Source organism: Synechococcales cyanobacterium CNB (genome assembly GCA_030263455.1).
Lineage (GTDB): Bacteria > Planctomycetota > Phycisphaerae > Phycisphaerales > UBA1924 > CAADGN01.
Genome location: SZOZ01000001.1, coordinates 83,679 through 99,697 on the forward strand (window position 1 = coordinate 83,679; position 16,019 = coordinate 99,697).

Here is a 16,019-nt window from a genome sequence, read left to right on the forward strand (position 1 = left end):
GCGGTGAGGCACGGATGGACTACCGCTTGCTGATGGCCTTCGCGACCGGTACCCAGCTCCTGTTCGTGTTCGCGTTCGGCGCGTGCATCGGGTCGCTCATCAACGTTCTCGTCTACCGCTTGCCGCGCGGTCTCGGCGTCGTCACGCCCCCCTCGCGCTGTCCGGCCTGCAACACCAGGCTCAGCTGGCGTGAGAACATCCCGATCCTCGGCTGGATCATCCTCAAGGGGCGGTGCCGGACCTGCCGGGTACGCATCTCGCCCGAGTACCCGATCGTCGAGTCGATCGTCGCTCTCCTGTTCCTCGCCGTGTTCGTGCTGTGGTACACGGTGCCGACCTATCGGGCCATGTGGCTCGGGTTCGATTGGGCAGTCGTGCGGCCGGAGTGGGCTTCCAACGGCTTCACACGCACCTGGCCCATGTTCGTGCTGCTCATGGCCCTGCTGAGTTCCCTCGTGGCCATGACGATCGTGGACGCCAGAACGTTCACCATCCCTCTGGTCCTGGCATGGGTACCAACGATCGCCGCGACGGTCGTCCACCCGCTTCATGCGCTTTGGCTGGACCTTTCGGGCCGTTCGTTGCCCGACCTCGCGGCCGGCTGGTCATGGGTCATCGCGTCCCCCGGGCCGGCGGGGTGGCTCTGGGTCGGCGTCGCGGTCGGCGGTGGGTCTGGCGTGCTGGTCGCCAACGCTCTGCTGGCATCGGGCTTGATCCGGCGAAGTTTCTCCGACTATGAGACTTGGGAGGCTGCCCAACAGCCGATGGGCAGCCCGGGGGCCGCTGAACCCCAGGCTGAGCCGGATTTGGCCGCCGAAACGTCTGAGATTGTTCAGCCTTCAGAAGTCTCGACCCCTCCTGGGAACGGCCGCCTCGCCCGTGGGGCTGTCGTTGCTGTCGGCGGAACGCTCTTCGCGGCGGTTGCCGGCGGCGTCATTGCGCGGGTTCTCGGCAGGCCCACGATCGCGGGGGGGCTGTTCGGCCTGATCGTCGGTCCCATCATCGCTGGGTTCATCGCGAGGCCGCTGATGCGGTCCACGGCCAGCGGCTCCGAGACCGAAGAAGCAGGTGATCCGACCGCTCTGTGGATCGCCTATCCCCATGCCAGACGCGAGGTTACGCGTGAGCTCCTGTTTCTCGGCCCGATCGTCGCCCTGGCCCTTCTGGGCGCGGCGGCTGGTCTTCGCTTGTCTGGAGGAGGCCACCTTCCAACCTCTGTCCCGCTCTGGCTCGATGCGCTCAGCGGCACCCTTCTCGGCTACCTCGTGGGTGGCGGACTGATCTGGGCAACGCGCGTTTTCGGCACCCTCGCCTTTGGCAAGGAAGCGATGGGTCTAGGCGACGTCCACCTCCTCGCCGCTGTGGGAGCCTGTCTCGGCTGGACCGACGCGACGCTCGCGTTCTTTATCGCCCCCTTCATCGCCATCTACTTTGCCGCGGTCCTCATGGCATGGACGGGTTCGCCGCGCCGGGCCATGCCTTACGGCCCGTACCTGGCCGGCGCGGTCCTGGTCGTCACGCTCGCCAAGCCCGCAATCGAGGCCGGACTGACCCGGGTTTTCGGGCTGGCTGTCCCGCTCGATATCCCCTAAAAAATCGGCACGATCCGGGCGTCGAGGCCCGGACGGACCGGCGTGAAACGGGTACGCTACGGTCCCGTGGCGTGGGCACGCGACCCACCGCCGAACGCACCTTCCCGGATGCGCAGCGAGATGGAAAGGACACGGATGGACGCCAGACTTCGGAAGGCCGTGACGATCGTCGTTGGTTCGCTGCTGCTCGGCATGTTCGCCGGCGGCTGCCAGAACAACAAGAAGGGCGACTACGACGCCTTGCTCTCGGAGAACACCGAACTGCGCGACCGCATCGCCTCGCTCCAGAGCGACCTGGGGCAGCGCGACGCTGCACGAGCGCAACTCGAACGCGACAACCGCGAGATGGCGGAAGCGCTCGAGCAGATGCGCCGCGAACTCGAGAGCCGCCCCGGTAGCGGTCTGACCATCGACGGCACGACCGTCTCCGCGCGCGGCACGGACATCGTGGTCGAGATCGCGGGTGACGTGCTGTTCGACTCCGGTTCAGCGACCCTCAAGCCCGACGCTCGACGCACGCTCGACCGCGTCGCCTCGGCGATCAACAGCCGGTTCCCCGGCAGCCGCATCCGCGTCGAGGGCTATACCGACACGGACCCGATTCGCAAGAGCAACTGGGGCACGAACGAGCGACTGAGTTTCGAGCGCGCGTACGCGGTCGAACAGTACCTCGTCGGCAAGGGCATCCACAACGACCGCATCTACTCGGCTGCCTTCGGCCCGTCCAACCCCAAGGGAACGAAGGCCCAGAGCCGTCGCGTCGAGGTCGTCGTGCTCGGGAACTGACTGTGCCCGGATCGGGTCAGAAACGGCCTATACTTCCGCCCCGGTACGCCGGGTGCAGGGCGATTGGCGCAGTTGGCTAGCGCGCTTCCATGACAAGGAAGAGGTCACTGGTTCGAGTCCAGTATCGCCCACTTCGTTACGTGACTGTTCGCTACACGGGCCGACCACAATCAGGACGACCTGACCGTGCGCCCGCTTGTCTGGTTCCGCTCCGATCTTCGCACACACGACAACCCGGCCTTTTCCGCAGCCACGCACGCGGCGGATCGGGGTGTGGTCGCCGTGTTTCTGATCGCGGCAAGGCAGTGGCGGAAGCACGATTGCTCGCCCGCTCGCGTAGATTTTGTTCTCAGGAGCCTGGTCGAACTCTCAGCAGCGCTGCGCAGACTGAATGTGCCATTGCGCGTTCTTGAAGCGCCCATGTTCGCCGACGCTTCACGCGCGTTGCTGGCGATCGCGCGGGAGCATTCGTGTGACGCACTGTACTTCAACCGCGAGCTCGAGATCAACGAGTTTCGGCGCGACCAAGCGGTTGTGGTCGCGTTCGAGCGTGCCGGTCTGCGTGTGTTCACCCACGACGACGCCACCGTCCTTCCTCCGGGTTCGGTTCGCACCGGCGAAGGGCGATTCCATCGGGTCTACACGCCGTTCCGCAAGGCGTTTGCGGCCGAGTTTGCCCGACGCGAAGGCGTTGAGCTCGCGCCCTCGCCTCGCAGGCAGGAGGCGATGCCGTGCCCGCCCGATGGCGTTCCAGCATCGCTACCCGATTTCAACGGGGCAACGCGGTCGGACCTCTGGCCCGCCGGCGAACGAGCCGCACGCCGCCGGCTCGGTGTGTTCATAGACAGTCGCATCGCCGAGTATCACGCACAGCGAGACTCGCCGGGCGTCAATGGCACGAGCACGCTCTCGCCCTACCTTGCCGCTGGCGTGCTGTCGTGCCGGGAATGCCTGCTAGCCGCGCTCGAGGCCGACGGCGGGCCGCTCGCGCCCGCGCCGGTTCGCTCGCGCGGCCCGGCCGCGTGGATCGACGAACTCATCTGGCGCGAGTTCTTTCGCCACCTCATCGTCGGCTACCCGCGGCTCTGCATGGGGTCGAGTTTCAACCGCGTCTACGACGCGGTCCGCTGGAGTACGCCCGACGAACGGTTCGAAGCGTGGCGCGACGGCCGGACAGGTATCCCCATCGTCGATGCGGCCATGCGCCAGCTCGCCTCGACCGGCTGGATGCACAACCGTTGCCGCATGATCGTCGCGTCGTTCCTGACCAAGAACCTTTTCATCGACTGGCGGCACGGTGAGCGGCATTTCATGTGCACCCTCATCGACGGCGACCTCGCGGCCAACAACGGCGGCTGGCAGTGGGCCGCGTCCACGGGTGCGGACGCCGTGCCGTACTTCCGCGTCTTCAATCCCGTCAGCCAGGCCCATCGCTTCGACGCCGAGGGGGCGTTCGTCCGCCGGTACGTCCCCGAACTGGCGACAGTGCCCTCACCGGCGATCCATGAGCCGTGGACCTTGCAGCCTTCGCGGCGGCGCTCGCTCGACTACCCTGGGCCGATCGTGGACCTCGCGGCCAGCCGTCGGCGGGCGATCGAGGCTTTCGCCGCGGCTCGTAGCAAGGCACGGCGGCCGTGAGTCGTGGTCGCGGCGAAGTCGTGTGTGGTTGCTCCCCGGACAAGCCACCTATCGTGATGGGCCTCGGCTTGGCTTGACAGTCCGCCGGCAGGGGTCCATGTGCCGCCTTAGCTCAGTGGTAGAGCAGTGGTTTTGTAATCGCCCGCTCTGCACGCGCCAAGCACAGTAGAACATGTGGGTTGCGCACGCCACGCCCGGGTGAGCAAGGCCGGAGAAAGGTGGACGCCGCCCGCCGCCCCGCGTTCTCGGGCAGTCCGGAAACGCGAACTGTCGCAATCGAGGGGCGCGGCGGTTGCCCGGGGGCGCACGGGCGGTATCGTTTCTTCACATAGGCATGACCACTGCGCCGCGCTCGGTTGCCGCGGAGGCGCAGGAACGACCCGAGGCCCGGCACGACCGGCCGCCGACGGCGAGTCCTAAGGCAACCCGGATGCGCCCACCGGCGCAGTCGTCACGCGAGCCCCCGCGAATCGTCGCGTTGCCCGGGGCACAGGACTGCCGCTGTTGTGATCCCTAATCGGGTCGCGCAAGCGATGGTGGTTCTGCCATGTCCGTACAGACTGTCCCCCTGCCCGAAGCCCCTGCGGGCGTCGGCCTCCTCACGACCGAGGAGGCGGCGCGGTACCTGAGCATCTCGGCGAAGGAAATGGAGCGCATGCGCCGCGAGGGGCGCGGCCCCCGATGGGCCAAGTTCTCGCGGAAGCTGGTGCGCTACAGCATCGAAGAACTGCGCGAGTGGGTCGCCCAGCGGACCGTGAGCAACACGGCCGAGGGCAAGGCGATGCTGCGCCGGGAAGGCGGGGCCGCCTGATGCCGCGGAGCAGCACAAACAAGATTCTGCCCGGCCGGACGGTGGTCGTGCAGCACGGTCGCGAGGCGCTGTCGGGCGTCGTCGTGGCGGCCTCGGACCACCCCGTCTACGGCCCGTGCGTCGATGTGGAAGTTGCCGGGCGAGTCCGGCGGTTCGTCGCCGCCCGCGTGTCCCCGACCGAGGAGAGAAAGGGCCGCCAACCCGGCAAGGAACGCGGCCCGGTGCTTGATCGCGAGAAGTCTTGCGCAGGTTCGCACGCGCGACAAGCCGCCCAGCGGGGAGGTGCCCTGTGACGAGCCCCATCCCGCGATACGACGATTCGATTGGGTTCCTGCGGCGCTGGCGGCCGGATGGTCCGTGGCTGCTCACCGCCATCGGCCTCGACAAGACGGGCATCGAGACCCGCGCCTTCCGCGCCGATCAGGAGGGCGAGCTCCGCAAGTGGCTGGAAGCCCAAGGTGCGGCCCGCAACATCTACTTCTCCGTCAACCCGACGTTCCCGGCCTACATCGACCGGGCCGCCGCCGACGGACGCAGCAAGAAGACCGAGGCCACCGACATCGAGTCGATGGTCTGCCTGCACGTGGACCTCGACCCGCGCGAGGGCGAGGACGTCGCGGCCGAGCAGCGGCGCATCCGCGAGCGCCTCACCACGAACCTGCCCGCGGGCGTGCCGCCGCCAACGCTGGTGGTGTTCTCCGGCGGCGGGTGCCAGGGCTTCTGGGCGCTCCGCGAGCCGGTCAGGCTGGACGGGTCGAAGGCGGCCGCGGAGGACGCGAATCGCTGGAACCTGCAGCTTGAAGTCGTGTTCGGCGCGGACCACTGCCACAACATCGACCGCATCATGCGGCTGCCCGGGACCGTCAACTGGCCCGACAGCAAGAAGAAGGCGAAGGGCCGCACCGCGGCGCTCGCGGAGGTCGTCGAGTGGCACCCCGAGCGTGCGTACGACATCGGGCAGTTCACGAAGGCCCCCGAGGTGCAGGCGGCTGGCCCCGCAGACTCCGGCATCGCTCGCAGCGCGCAGCGGGCCAAGGTAAGCGGCAACGTCAAGCGGTACAACGGCGACATCGACGCCGTCCCCGGCGCGGACAAGCTCACGCCGAAGGCGCGCGTCGTCATCGTGCAGGGCATCGACCCCGACGAGCCGCACAAGTTCGGCGGCTCGCGCTCGGAGTGGTTGCTCTTCGCGTGCTGCGCAATGGTGCGCGCCGGGTTCGACGACGACACGATGTACGCCGTCATCACCGACCCGGCCTTCGGCATCAGCGCGTCCGTGCTGGACAAGGGGAGCGCCACCGAGAAGTACGCCATCCGGCAGATCGAGCGCGGCAAGGAGGAGGCCGTCGATCCGTGGCTCCGTCGTCTGAACGAGCAGTTCGCCGTCGTCGCAGACTTCGGCGGCCGCTGCCGAGTCGTGTGGGACGAGGACGACGAGGTCATGGGCCGCAAGCGGCTCCGCCACCAGGCATTCGAGGACTTCCGCAACAGGTTCATGCACGTGCAGGTGCAGGTCGGCGCGACGGACAAGGGCGTCCCGATCACGAAGCCGCTGGGTCAGTGGTGGCTGCAGCACGAGCACCGGCGGCAGTACGAGCGCGTCGTGTTCGCGCCCGGCCGCGAGCTCGGCCCGCACGTCTACAACATGTGGCAGGGCTTCGCCTGCGACGCTCGCCCGGGCGACTGCTCCCTGTTCCTCGCGCACGTGCGGGAGAACCTCTGCCGCGGCGACGAGCGAGCGTACGAGTACCTGATGAACTGGATGGCCCGCTGCGTCCAGCGCCCCGCCGAGCCCGGCGAGGTCGCCGTGGTGCTGCGAGGCAAGGAGGGCACCGGCAAGGGGTTCGTCGCCAAGACGTTCGGCGGACTGTTCGGTCGTCACTACGTGCAGGTCACGGACCCCAAGCACCTCGTGGGTTCCTTCAACGCCCACCTGCAGGACATCGTGGTCGTGTTCGCCGACGAGGCTTTCTACGCGGGCGACAAGAAGCACGCCAGCATCCTGAAGACGATCATCACCGAGAGCGAGAAGCTGGTGGAGCGCAAGGGTGTGGACGCCGAGCCCGCCCGCAACTACGTGCACCTCATCATGGCGTCGAACGAGGACTGGGTCGTCCCCGTCGGGCTTGAGGACCGCCGGTTCTTCGTGCTCGACGTGGGCGAGGGGCGCATGCAGGACTCCGCGTACTTCGAGGCGATCAGCCAGCAGATGCGCTCGGGCGGTCGCGAGGCGCTCCTGCACCTGCTGCTCACGCGGGACGTCAGCAGCTTCCGCGTGCTGGGCGACCGGCCGCTCACCGATGCGCTGGCCGCCCAGAAGCAGCAGACGCTCCGCGGGCCGGAGAGCGTGCTGCTCGACTACCTCGTGCGCGGCGTCGCGCCGGGCACCGACCTCGACAAGTCCGACGACCCCGCGCGGTTCCGGCTGGAGGACTTCCAGGTCGCGGCGAAGTTCGATACGCCGACCCGGGCGCTGTGGTGGCTGGAGTCTCGGGGCGTGCTCGACCAGCAGCACCCGCGGCTCACCTACCGCGCCACGGTCTACGCCGTCCCCGGCGAGCCCAAGGTGGGGCGGTTCCGCTACCTCACCGACGTTCCAGAGCCGTTCCGCTCGCGGGCCGCGAAGCGCAAGGGCCGGACGATGTACCGCTTCCGCCCGCTCGGCGAGATCAGGGCGATGGACCCGTGGCGCGGTCTCGTGACGGACTGGCCGCACCCCGAGGAGTGGACGCTCCGCCGCGACCTGCCCAGCGTGGGCGAGGACGACATCAAGCCGGGGCAGGACGTCCCCTTCTGACAGGAGGTAGAGCGATGCGCACGTTCGCGCAGTACATCCGATCCGTCCGCGCCACGGACGACCCGCGCGGCGACTTCATCGCCGACGCCAAGGCGGAAGCCAAGGCTGGCAGGCTGCCGCGCATCCAGTGCTGGGAGGATCTCCGCGCCCACCTGCGCATGCGCCGCGCTTGCCCCGAGGCGGTGCGGGCCGCCGCCACGGTGTGGGACGAGTACGAGGCGGCGCTGCTCTCGCCCCGCCGGTCCCGCCCGGGGCCCTGACCCCCTACCTCCCCTCCCACCCCCGCTCCCGCGGGAGGGGGCCACGCTCCCCACCTCCTATCCCATCTGGAAACTGCGCAGAGGGGGGTTCCCGTCCGAGCCGCGCCGGTGCGGAGGAGGCAGACGCGCACCCGCTGGGCGTCCGGCAGCGAGCCCGCAGCGCTCCGCGCGACCTGACCGCATCGACACCCGCGCGCCGCCGGAGCTCGCCCGCGCGCTCGACCGGCGGCGCGCCGACTCTCGCCGACCGCTGCCCACGCCCAGAGAGGTTCCGCGACCCGGGCGGCGCATTCGCCAGCGCCGGAACTCCGGGGCCGACGGGACCGGCGCGGAGCCCGCGCGGGTGCGGCCGAGGCGTCGGTCCATCCTCACACCTCGCCGCGCGCCCGCCCGCGCCGCACGCACCGGCGCTGCCGCGGTCGCCCGGGGTGCGGCCGAGGGGTCCGCTTGTCTCCCCAGACCCGCGCGAAGTCCGCTTGTCTACCGAGGTCCGCTTGTCCCTAGGAGTCGGACGAAAGTCCGCTTGTCTTTCCGTACCCGTCCATCCATCCGCGCCGCTCGGTCTCTCCGCGCCCGTCCACCGGCTCGCGCAGGTCTACCCGCTCCACCAGCTCCACCCGCTCCACCACCTCGCGCAGGTCCACCGGCCGGGCGCGATCCAACGCGCCGCGCAGGTCCACTCGCCCGGGCGACTCGCGTACTCCGCGCCGCCCCGCGCGGTTCGGTCCAATCTTCGCCTCGCGTCGTGCTGCCGCGCCGCGTCGTGCGCTGGCGGGCGGGCGGGGCCGCGGCGGGTTGCCCCCGCGTCGGTCGCTTGCGATCTAACTCTGTCGCAGCAGCGCCGCGGGGCAACGGGGCCGCCGGGCGAGAAGCTGCGACAAGTGGAGCTAACCGATGTTCACGAAGTCTTGGACGCTGGCGAGGGCGTGCGTGGAGCTGCGCGACGGGCTGAGGCGGGGCGAGTGGGTGGGCCGCGAGCGCTCGTTCGCGGAGGTCCACCTCACGCTCGGACCTCGCATGGTCCCCGAGGTCCACGTGGGCCACATGGACGGCGCGGCGCGTTGGAGCTACCGCGGCTGGCGGGCGCTCGCGATCTTCGAGCGCCTCGCGAAGGGCGCGGGCCGGGCTGCGGGCGTCGCCGAGCTCGTGGAGCCGATGGGCCTGCGGCGCGCCGCCTGACCGCGGGCGGGCTTGCCCGGGCGGGCGGTGTGCGAGAGAGAAGTATCGACACGCTGCGTCGGCGGGGCGTCGCCCGCGGGCCGCGCGTGGACCAACCGGAGCGAATGGACATGGCGAGCGAGCACGAGATTCTGGCGGCGGTGAGCGCCCTCCACCTGGACCCCGAGAAGGTCGACGTCGACCAGGTCGCCGACCTCCTCCACTCCGCCCTCTCGGCGGCCGCGGAGGAGGCGGTGGAGGCGATGGACCTGCGCGACGAGGTCGAGTCGATCGCGGAGCGCTGGCTCGGCGACCAGTTCGACATCGAGCAGGCGCTCGAAGGGGTGGACCTGCTGAGCTACGTGGACGAGGAGGGGCTCGCCCGGGCGGTGGGCGAGGTGGTGGAGGACGAGGTCGGGGAGGCGGCGGAGTTCGCCGACCGGCTCCGGCGGGCGGGCCTCTGGGTGCGCCTCCGCTGGCTCCTGACCGGGCGGCTCTAGGCCCCGCGGCGCGGCGGGCGGCCCGGCGGGGCGGCGTGCGGTCGGCCGCGGCCCGGGCGGCGGGAGTCGGGGCGGCTCTCGGGAGTCTGGGTCCGGGATTCTGGCTCGGTCCGGAAATGGCGGGTGGAGAGACGCGAGGCACACGCTCGTTTGGGTTTCGACCCGCAGTTGGAAACCAGCGAGTCGCAGAGTCGCCTCCGGCGCGCAACCCGGAGGCCCATAGGGACCGGGTGGCGGGCGGCCGCCGCTGGCCCCCGGGTTTGGTCGGCCCGACTCTGCGACTCTTGCGACTCCGTGCAGCAATCTATGTGTCTTCTTGAGAGTCTCTTCAACTAAAAGAAAGACTCTAAAGACTCTCGCTACCGGCTGCCGCCTGGGCGAACGGGTGGAGGGACCGGCCGTCGCACTTCGGACGCTCAGATCGTGGACGAGCGCGATGTAGTGGAGTCGTTGGACCCAGGGAAGATGGTGAATCTCGTGGGTCACGTGGAGTCGTTGGACCCAATGCCGCGGCCGCGACCCGCGCGATGCGATGGACCTGGGCGACCCCACCCTGCGCCCTTGTCCCGAAACCTTCGACCCCGGGGCTGCCCGCCCGTGCTTCGGCCTTGCTCGCCGCCTCGCTGGGCGCTGCTGCCCGCCGCGGAACGGCCCCAGGAGCGTGCAGCGCAAGCCCGGCGACGCTGGACCTGCCGATCAGCACTCCTCCGCTCCGCCGTCGCGATGCGGTAGTGGGGCCGGTGGACGTGGTCGCGAGGTGGAGGCAGTGACGATGCACGATCGGCACGAGTCGCAGTGATCGCACGAGTCGTTGGACGTGGTGGAGCGAGTGGACCTGCGCGAGCGATTGGAGCCGGTGAAGTCGTTGAGTTTGGTGAAGAAACTGGACCGGGTGCCCCTCCCCACCATCCCAACCGTGCCCGTCGCGCCGCCCTTCGTCTCACGACTACTCGCGTGACGCGCGCCCCCGCGAGCCGCAACACCCGCCGCCGAGCGTTGGCGCGGAGATGATTCGATCGACATGAGCACCAGCCAGCGACAGCCAGTGACCGAGCGGCGCAAGGCCGCGTTCCTCGAGGCGCTGCGGCAGACCGGCAGCCTCCGCTGGGCGGCCGCCATCGCCTCGCCCCACCTGGGCGGGGAGCCGCGGCCGGGCGGCAAGGCCCGCGGGTTCGAGAGCTTCCGCGACGCCATGCGCCGCGACCCGGTCTTCGCCGCGGAGGTGGAGGAGGCGCTGTCGGTCGCGCTGGGCACCGCCGAGAAGCTGCTCGCCGAGCGCATGCTGACGCCCGACACGCGGCCCATCGTGGACAAGAACGGCGCGGTCGTCGCCGTCGCCACCGACCACCGCAACGCGAACACGCTGCTGCTGCGGTTCCTCGAACGGCACTCGCCCGACCACTGGGCACCGAAGAAGCAGCTTTCGGGCACCGTCACGCACGACCACACGCACCAGCACACGCTCGGCCCGGCCAGCCCGGGCTACACCATCACCGCCGACGACCTGCTCGCGCTGCCCGACGACAAGCGCCGCCTGCTGGTCTCGATCCTCGACGAAGTGGAGCACAACCGTGAGCAGCCCGAGCCCGTCGCCACCGTCCCCGCACTCCCCGCGCCCGAGCCGCCTGTCGCTGATGGCGATGAAGAAGCGGGCGGGCCTCGCGACTGATGCGGAGGTGCGGGTGCTGGGCAGCGCGTGGCGCGTCGTGGGCGGCGACGCCCCGGGCAGCGGAGGGCTTGCGCTCCCGCCGGTGTGCGAGACCACCGACGAGTGGATCGCGCGGTACGGCGGCCCGCAGGAACACCTCCCCGCGCCGCCCGACCTGCGCGCCATGCACGACGTCTCCGACCGAGCGCCGCAGCCCGAGCGCCCGGCCTACACCGACGCCGGGCCTGTGCTCCTCGCGGAGCCCGGGCGCGAGCCGCCGCCCGCCGGGAAGCCCGGGCACCGCGGCGGGCTGTCGCGCGGCTGATCGCGCCGAGACGTCGTGACACGACGGGGCTTGTCGCCAGTCGTCGCGTCGGGAGAGATTCCTCCGATCGCCGACCGCGGCGCGGTCCTGACTGCGGCTCCCTGACTGGTGGGGGCCACCGCGAGCGCTGCCGAGCGACGCACGGAGTCCCGACATGGACCCGCTCTCCGTCCCCGTGGGCACCGGCCTGCCCGACCCGAAGGCCGCCGAAGCTCTCGCCGCTCGTGCCGAGAGCCTGTCCGACACGCTGGACACGCTGATCGCCAACCTGAACCACGCGAGCGCCGAGGCGCGCGAGCGCATCGCCGCCGAGAAGTCGGGCGTCGTGCCCAGCATCGGCGGCGCGGCCGACCGCGCGACCATCGCCGACGCCGTCGCCCGCGCCATCGACCGGGACCACCGGGCGCTGCACGCCGAGCTCGCCAGGAGCTCCGAGCGCGACCGCTACGCGCAGCTCCGCGAGGCGCAGGAGAAGGCCGCGGCGCTGGAGTCGCTCGTGACCGTGTACGCCTCGCCCGTCGCCTACCTGTCGGGCACGACGGTGGGCAACCCGCGCCGCAACGAGTACGCCGCCACCGTCGCCGACGCCGGACCCGCCGAGCTGCAGGTGTTCGCCGCCCGCGCCGTGGCGTCGGGCGACCGCGACCTCGCCGCCGCCGTCGTGGCGCGGCTGGGCCGGATGTCCAAGGAGTCCCGCCCGCTCGAAGCCGCGGCCCTCGCCGAGCGGCTCGTCGGGCAGGAGCACGCGGGGCTCGTGCACGCCGCGAAGCGCGCGGCCGCCGCCGCCCAGCGCGCCGTGAACGTCAACCGCGCGTTCGAGCGCGGGCAGGCCGGGCCGAGCGCGACGAGCAAGATCGCGCAGGGCCTCCGGCACCGCGCCGTCAACCCGACCACCACCGACCCCGCCAAGGGTGCCGCGGCCATGCCCGGCAGGAAGTGAGCCCGACCCATGATCTACCTGTTCCGACGCCCGCCGACCCGTCCCGACCTCCGCAACAGCCAGCAGGTGCACGCGGGCATCGCCGCCGGTGCCGACGCCGCGGCCGCCCGCGCGGCGCTGCAGGCCGCCGCCCCGAGCGGCGAGGTGCGCGTCGCCGACTGGGAGGCGATCCCTCTCGCCGACGACGCCGCGCTCGCCAGCGGCGACAGCGCCGCGTTCTTCCTGGGCGACGCGGTCGTGCTCGGGCCGGGCCGCCAAGAGAGATTCCGAGGGCAGTAACCATGCGGTACGACGACTTCTTCGCAGGTGCCCACGAGCACATCTTCGCCGAGCCCACGCGGCGCGCGATGGACACGCTGGGCGCTGGCCGACACGACATCGCGCAGGTGCGCGCCGTGTGCGAGCGGCTCGGTGCCCGCCTCGCGCCCGTAGCCGCCTCGCTCGGCTGGCTGCCGCGGCTGGGCGACCCGGGCGAGTACGTGGACATCACCGAGAGCAGCGACGGGCACGCGGCGCTCGATACCGCGGACCACGAGACGGTGTGCGCGTTCGCGCTCTGGCGGCACCGCCGCGAGCCGCTCCGCACGAAGGTCGTGGTGTGGCCGGAGCGGTACCGGCCCGGCCGCGCGCCGTGGCAGATTGCCGAGCACGTGCACCCGCACGCCCGCGACAACGACTAGACCCTGTCCGCTGGTCGTCGGGCCTCGCGCCCGGCGGCCGGTTTCCTCGCCCGGGCGCGTGCCCGGTCAACCCGCCGCGCTGTGTTCGTCGGCGCGGCGGGCTTCCACGATCCGAAGCCGTCCCCCGAGTCGGTGCGCCCGGCGCGGCGCACCCCGGGGGCGGCGCTCCGGCTTGTCTTGCGACTGATCGTGAGAGATGACTCTCTCGCCGCCGCGGGATTGGCCGCGGCCCAGCGAAGGAGCCCGCCAATGGATCGGAACGCCGTCGAGTCGATGTCCCTCGGCAACCTCGCGAAGCTCTACAACGAGCTCTGCCCAGAGAGGCCGGTGAAGAAGTTCGCCGACCGCAAAGCCGCGGTGCGGCGGGTGCTCGCCGCCCTGGAGGAGCGTGCGGCCGCGGAGCCCGCCCAGCCGGAGCCCGCCAAGGCCCCGGCCCGCGAGAGCCGCCCTAGCCGCCGCGAGAGGGCCGCGGAGCACAAGCAGCACACGCCCACCGGGGAGCTCCGGCCGCCCCGCCCGGGGTCGAAGCGCGGCCGCCTGCTCGCCGCCCTCATGGGCGACGGCATGACCGCGGAGCGGATCGCGTCCGAGTTCGGGTGGAAGCCGCGCGACGTCGCCGACGCCCTGCGCCTGCTGGCCGTCGCGAACGGCTACGTCGTCTACCGCGAAGAGGGCGGCGACACGTGGCGGGCCGCGGAACCGGAGCGCGACGCCGAGCCGGTGCGAGCGGCCGCACAGCCCGGGCCGAAGCGCCGGAGGGCGAAGTGAACCGGCTGCTTGTCCCGGGCCTCGCGGGCTCGACGATTCGGGGCATGAGCATCAAGCGGCTGGTGGCGTGCGCGGCGCTGGCGACCCTCGCGGGTTGCTCCACGCCGCCGCGCCCGACGCAGACCATCGCGCCCGACGCCCCGCTCGCGAGCCCGAGCGGCTGGCGCAGCGGGATCGTGGACCAGGCCATCCGCGAGGCGCGCGAGCGCCGGTTCATCCGCGACCTGTGGCGGGCGGGGGAGGCATCGCGCTAGTGCCGTCGCCGTTCGTGCCCCATCCCGCCTTCGACCTGCCCGACGCCGAGTCGCTCGTGTGGCGCTCCGCGCCGGAGCTCCCGCCGCCGCCCGACGTCTACCTCGACCGTGCTGCGGAGGTGCGCCCGCCGACTCGACCTTCGGTGCTGCTGACACGCCAGGAGGAGCTCGTGCTGTTCGTCCGCCTGAACTACGCGCGCCGCCGCGCGGCCGAGACGGCGGACCCCGACTGGGCCGCGCGAGCCCGCGACCTCGAGGACGCGGTGGTTCGTTACAACGTCGGGCTCGTGATGTCGGTCGCGGGGTACGACGAGGAGGCCGAGGCCGAGGGGCTCGCCACGCTCGTGCACGCGGCGCGGCACTTCGACGCGGCCCGCGGCTGGAAGTTCAGCACCTACGCGATGCGCGCGGTCTGCCGGAGCATCAGTCGGCTCCGCGGCCGTCAGGCCCGGCGGGCGGCCAGCGGGCGCGCCGTGCTCTGCGCGGGAGACCAGGTGCTGCAGCAGGGCGAGAGCGCCCGGTCCATCGCCGCCCACCGCGCGGCGCGGGAGGCCGAGCGAGCCGCCGAGCGCGAGGAGGAGCGCGCCGACCGCCTGCGCAACGCCGTCGCCCGGGCGGGACTGACGCCGGACGAGCGACACGTGCTGTCCCGCCGCGTCGGTGCGGAGGGCAGGCCCCCCAGCTTCGAGTCCATCGGCCGCGAGCTCGGGCTCACGAAGGAGCGGGCGCGGCAGCTGCACGAGGACGCGCTCGCGAAGGTGCGGGCGGCGTACGAGGGGCCGCGAAGTGGAAGTGCGGCAGCGGGGTAGCGTTGGAGTGACAATGCGAGCCGTCGCCCTTACCCTGTGGGGCGATGTCCCAAGCGAACCCAGCCGCCACCCCGGCCCCGACGATCGGCACCCGCACCCCGGAGTTTGCGGCCCAACTGCTCCGCGACCTGTACGTAGATTTGCGACGCGACCTCGCCCGCTGGGCGTCCGTGACACACCAGACTCCGCAGCCCCGCATGGGCTATGTCGGGCAGCACCTCGTCAGCGTCGTAACGGGCCACCCCGGTGGGCGCTCTGGGGCGCGAGGCGATGACATCAAGCTGCCGGGCGGGAAGGTGGCCGAGATCAAGTGCTGCTACCGCGTCGACCAACTCGGTGCGTGCGCCCGGTGCGGCACGGCGGTCGCGAGCATCGAGAAGGTCTGCCCGAACCAGGAGTGCGGGAGCGACAGGCTCGTCCGCAAGGACGACTCGAAGTGGCTGCTCTCGCCGAAGGACGAGCAGGAGTTGCGGGAGTTGTTCATCCCGGAGTGCTACTACCTCGTGCTGTTCGAGTTCGCCGACATCGCCGCGGCGGACGACATCGACGTGCAGATTCTCGAGGTGGACCCGAAGTGTCTCGGCTTCGCCCTCTGCATGATCGACTACTACTTCAACATTCGGGCCAACTCGTCGTCCAAAGCTCCCTTCAACCTGTGGCCCGACAGCCCGAAGCTGTACATGATGAAGCCGCGGATGATCTACTGGTCGGTTATCAAGGCCGACGACACGATCGACACCAAGCTGTTCCCCGGTCGGGACGAACCAGTGCTGCAGCGACTTGGCAACCTCGCCGACTACTCGGGCTCCGACACGTTCTCGGAAGCGGCAATCGACGCCGTGGCCGCGGCTCGCGGCGTGCAGTTCCCGCGGCTCGGCCTGCCCACCGCCGCTGGGCAGCGGAGGAAGAAGAAGCTGGAGCTCCTGCAGCAGCGACGCGAAGCGGAGCATTGGCCCGACGACGCGCTCGCCGACGACTTCGCCCGAGCCGTGTTCCGGAGCAAGGTTGCCGCGCACGCAGACTGGACGAGGCAGTACGCGGCGACGCTGTAGC

The 16,019-nt window shown here is 71.1% G+C and carries 17 protein-coding genes, 1 tRNA gene and 2 pseudogenes; 19 read left to right on the forward strand and 1 reads right to left on the reverse strand.

The features are described 5' to 3' along the window. Nucleotides 1-14: 14 nt before the first annotated feature. From FBT69_00335 to FBT69_00370, 8 genes and pseudogenes are all read left to right on the forward strand, one after another. Nucleotides 15-362, forward strand: a pseudogene (locus FBT69_00335) (prepilin peptidase). 1,296 nt (nucleotides 363-1,658) lie between these two features. Continuing rightward, nucleotides 1,659-2,378 (forward strand): hypothetical protein, encoded by a 720-nt coding sequence (locus tag FBT69_00340; GenBank protein MDL1903251.1) that lies wholly within the window; start codon nucleotides 1,659-1,661, stop codon nucleotides 2,376-2,378. 57 nt (nucleotides 2,379-2,435) lie between these two features. Beyond that, nucleotides 2,436-2,509: transfer RNA gene (locus tag FBT69_00345), tRNA-Val, on the forward strand. Nucleotides 2,510-2,564: 55 nt separating this feature from the next. Beyond that, nucleotides 2,565-4,016: a deoxyribodipyrimidine photo-lyase gene (phrB, locus tag FBT69_00350; GenBank protein MDL1903252.1), complete on the forward strand. Its 1,452-nt coding sequence runs from the start codon at nucleotides 2,565-2,567 to the stop codon at nucleotides 4,014-4,016. 547 nt (nucleotides 4,017-4,563) lie between these two features. Next, nucleotides 4,564-4,827, forward strand: coding sequence for a helix-turn-helix domain-containing protein (locus tag FBT69_00355; GenBank protein ID MDL1903253.1), 264 nt, complete (start codon nucleotides 4,564-4,566; stop codon nucleotides 4,825-4,827). Continuing rightward, entirely contained in the window at nucleotides 4,827-5,120 is a 294-nt protein-coding gene (locus tag FBT69_00360) for a hypothetical protein (GenBank protein MDL1903254.1), read from the forward strand. The genes FBT69_00355 and FBT69_00360 overlap by 1 nt, the downstream gene beginning before the upstream one ends. Then, the gene (locus FBT69_00365; GenBank protein MDL1903255.1) at nucleotides 5,117-7,624 is read left to right on the forward strand and encodes a hypothetical protein; all 2,508 of its coding nucleotides are present in this window, start codon (nucleotides 5,117-5,119) and stop codon (nucleotides 7,622-7,624) included. Before FBT69_00360 ends, FBT69_00365 begins: the two co-directional genes overlap by 4 nt. A gap of 14 nt (nucleotides 7,625-7,638) precedes the next feature. Continuing rightward, the gene (locus tag FBT69_00370; GenBank protein MDL1903256.1) at nucleotides 7,639-7,884 is read left to right on the forward strand and encodes a hypothetical protein; all 246 of its coding nucleotides are present in this window, start codon (nucleotides 7,639-7,641) and stop codon (nucleotides 7,882-7,884) included. Between the two features lie 500 nt (nucleotides 7,885-8,384). Here the strand turns inward: FBT69_00370 and FBT69_00375 are convergent, their stop codons facing one another. Further along, the gene (locus tag FBT69_00375) at nucleotides 8,385-8,564 is read right to left on the reverse strand and encodes a hypothetical protein (GenBank protein MDL1903257.1); all 180 of its coding nucleotides are present in this window, start codon (nucleotides 8,562-8,564) and stop codon (nucleotides 8,385-8,387) included. Between the two features lie 214 nt (nucleotides 8,565-8,778). On the opposite strand from FBT69_00375, the gene FBT69_00380 reads away from it, so the two are divergent. The 11 genes and pseudogenes from FBT69_00380 to FBT69_00430 all read left to right on the forward strand — a co-directional run bounded on the left by FBT69_00380 (nucleotide 8,779) and on the right by FBT69_00430 (nucleotide 16,018). Beyond that, a complete protein-coding gene (locus tag FBT69_00380; GenBank protein MDL1903258.1) occupies nucleotides 8,779-9,063 on the forward strand; it encodes a hypothetical protein in 285 nt (94 codons plus the stop codon). Nucleotides 9,064-9,475: 412 nt separating this feature from the next. Next, nucleotides 9,476-9,576 (forward strand): annotated as a pseudogene (locus tag FBT69_00385) (nucleotide exchange factor GrpE). 987 nt (nucleotides 9,577-10,563) lie between these two features. Then, complete coding sequence (locus tag FBT69_00390) at nucleotides 10,564-11,211, forward strand: hypothetical protein (protein ID MDL1903259.1); 648 nt, start codon at nucleotides 10,564-10,566, stop codon at nucleotides 11,209-11,211. Continuing rightward, nucleotides 11,177-11,515 carry a hypothetical protein gene (locus FBT69_00395; protein MDL1903260.1) on the forward strand — a complete coding sequence of 113 codons (339 nt, stop codon included), beginning with the start codon at nucleotides 11,177-11,179 and terminating at the stop codon, nucleotides 11,513-11,515. The genes FBT69_00390 and FBT69_00395 overlap by 35 nt, the downstream gene beginning before the upstream one ends. Nucleotides 11,516-11,669: 154 nt before the next feature. After that, nucleotides 11,670-12,455, forward strand: a complete 786-nt coding sequence (locus FBT69_00400) for a hypothetical protein (protein ID MDL1903261.1) — start codon at nucleotides 11,670-11,672, stop codon at nucleotides 12,453-12,455. Nucleotides 12,456-12,464: 9 nt separating this feature from the next. Further along, entirely contained in the window at nucleotides 12,465-12,734 is a 270-nt protein-coding gene (locus FBT69_00405; protein MDL1903262.1) for a hypothetical protein, read from the forward strand. Between the two features lie 2 nt (nucleotides 12,735-12,736). Then, a complete protein-coding gene (locus FBT69_00410; protein MDL1903263.1) occupies nucleotides 12,737-13,135 on the forward strand; it encodes a hypothetical protein in 399 nt (132 codons plus the stop codon). Nucleotides 13,136-13,384: 249 nt separating this feature from the next. Then, complete coding sequence (locus FBT69_00415) at nucleotides 13,385-13,903, forward strand: hypothetical protein (protein MDL1903264.1); 519 nt, start codon at nucleotides 13,385-13,387, stop codon at nucleotides 13,901-13,903. A 44-nt stretch (nucleotides 13,904-13,947) separates the two neighbouring features. Next, nucleotides 13,948-14,157, forward strand: a complete 210-nt coding sequence (locus FBT69_00420; GenBank protein ID MDL1903265.1) for a hypothetical protein — start codon at nucleotides 13,948-13,950, stop codon at nucleotides 14,155-14,157. A gap of 14 nt (nucleotides 14,158-14,171) precedes the next feature. Beyond that, the gene (locus tag FBT69_00425; protein ID MDL1903266.1) at nucleotides 14,172-14,966 is read left to right on the forward strand and encodes a sigma-70 family RNA polymerase sigma factor; all 795 of its coding nucleotides are present in this window, start codon (nucleotides 14,172-14,174) and stop codon (nucleotides 14,964-14,966) included. Nucleotides 14,967-15,010: 44 nt separating this feature from the next. Next, nucleotides 15,011-16,018, forward strand: a complete 1,008-nt coding sequence (locus FBT69_00430) for a MamI family restriction endonuclease (GenBank protein ID MDL1903267.1) — start codon at nucleotides 15,011-15,013, stop codon at nucleotides 16,016-16,018. Nucleotide 16,019: the final 1 nt, after the last annotated feature.

Coding starts and splice junctions, on each gene's coding strand:
- FBT69_00370 (MDL1903256.1), top strand. CDS start 7,639: ATGCGCACGTTCGCGCAGTACATCCGATCCGTCCGCGCCACGGACGAC.
- FBT69_00395 (MDL1903260.1), top strand. CDS start 11,177: ATGGCGATGAAGAAGCGGGCGGGCCTCGCGACTGATGCGGAGGTGCGG.
- FBT69_00420 (MDL1903265.1), top strand. CDS start 13,948: ATGAGCATCAAGCGGCTGGTGGCGTGCGCGGCGCTGGCGACCCTCGCG.
- FBT69_00360 (MDL1903254.1), top strand. CDS start 4,827: ATGCCGCGGAGCAGCACAAACAAGATTCTGCCCGGCCGGACGGTGGTC.
- FBT69_00410 (MDL1903263.1), top strand. CDS start 12,737: ATGCGGTACGACGACTTCTTCGCAGGTGCCCACGAGCACATCTTCGCC.
- FBT69_00415 (MDL1903264.1), top strand. CDS start 13,385: ATGGATCGGAACGCCGTCGAGTCGATGTCCCTCGGCAACCTCGCGAAG.
- FBT69_00355 (MDL1903253.1), top strand. CDS start 4,564: ATGTCCGTACAGACTGTCCCCCTGCCCGAAGCCCCTGCGGGCGTCGGC.
- FBT69_00430 (MDL1903267.1), top strand. CDS start 15,011: ATGTCCCAAGCGAACCCAGCCGCCACCCCGGCCCCGACGATCGGCACC.
- FBT69_00390 (MDL1903259.1), top strand. CDS start 10,564: ATGAGCACCAGCCAGCGACAGCCAGTGACCGAGCGGCGCAAGGCCGCG.
- FBT69_00400 (MDL1903261.1), top strand. CDS start 11,670: ATGGACCCGCTCTCCGTCCCCGTGGGCACCGGCCTGCCCGACCCGAAG.
- FBT69_00405 (MDL1903262.1), top strand. CDS start 12,465: ATGATCTACCTGTTCCGACGCCCGCCGACCCGTCCCGACCTCCGCAAC.
- FBT69_00380 (MDL1903258.1), top strand. CDS start 8,779: ATGTTCACGAAGTCTTGGACGCTGGCGAGGGCGTGCGTGGAGCTGCGC.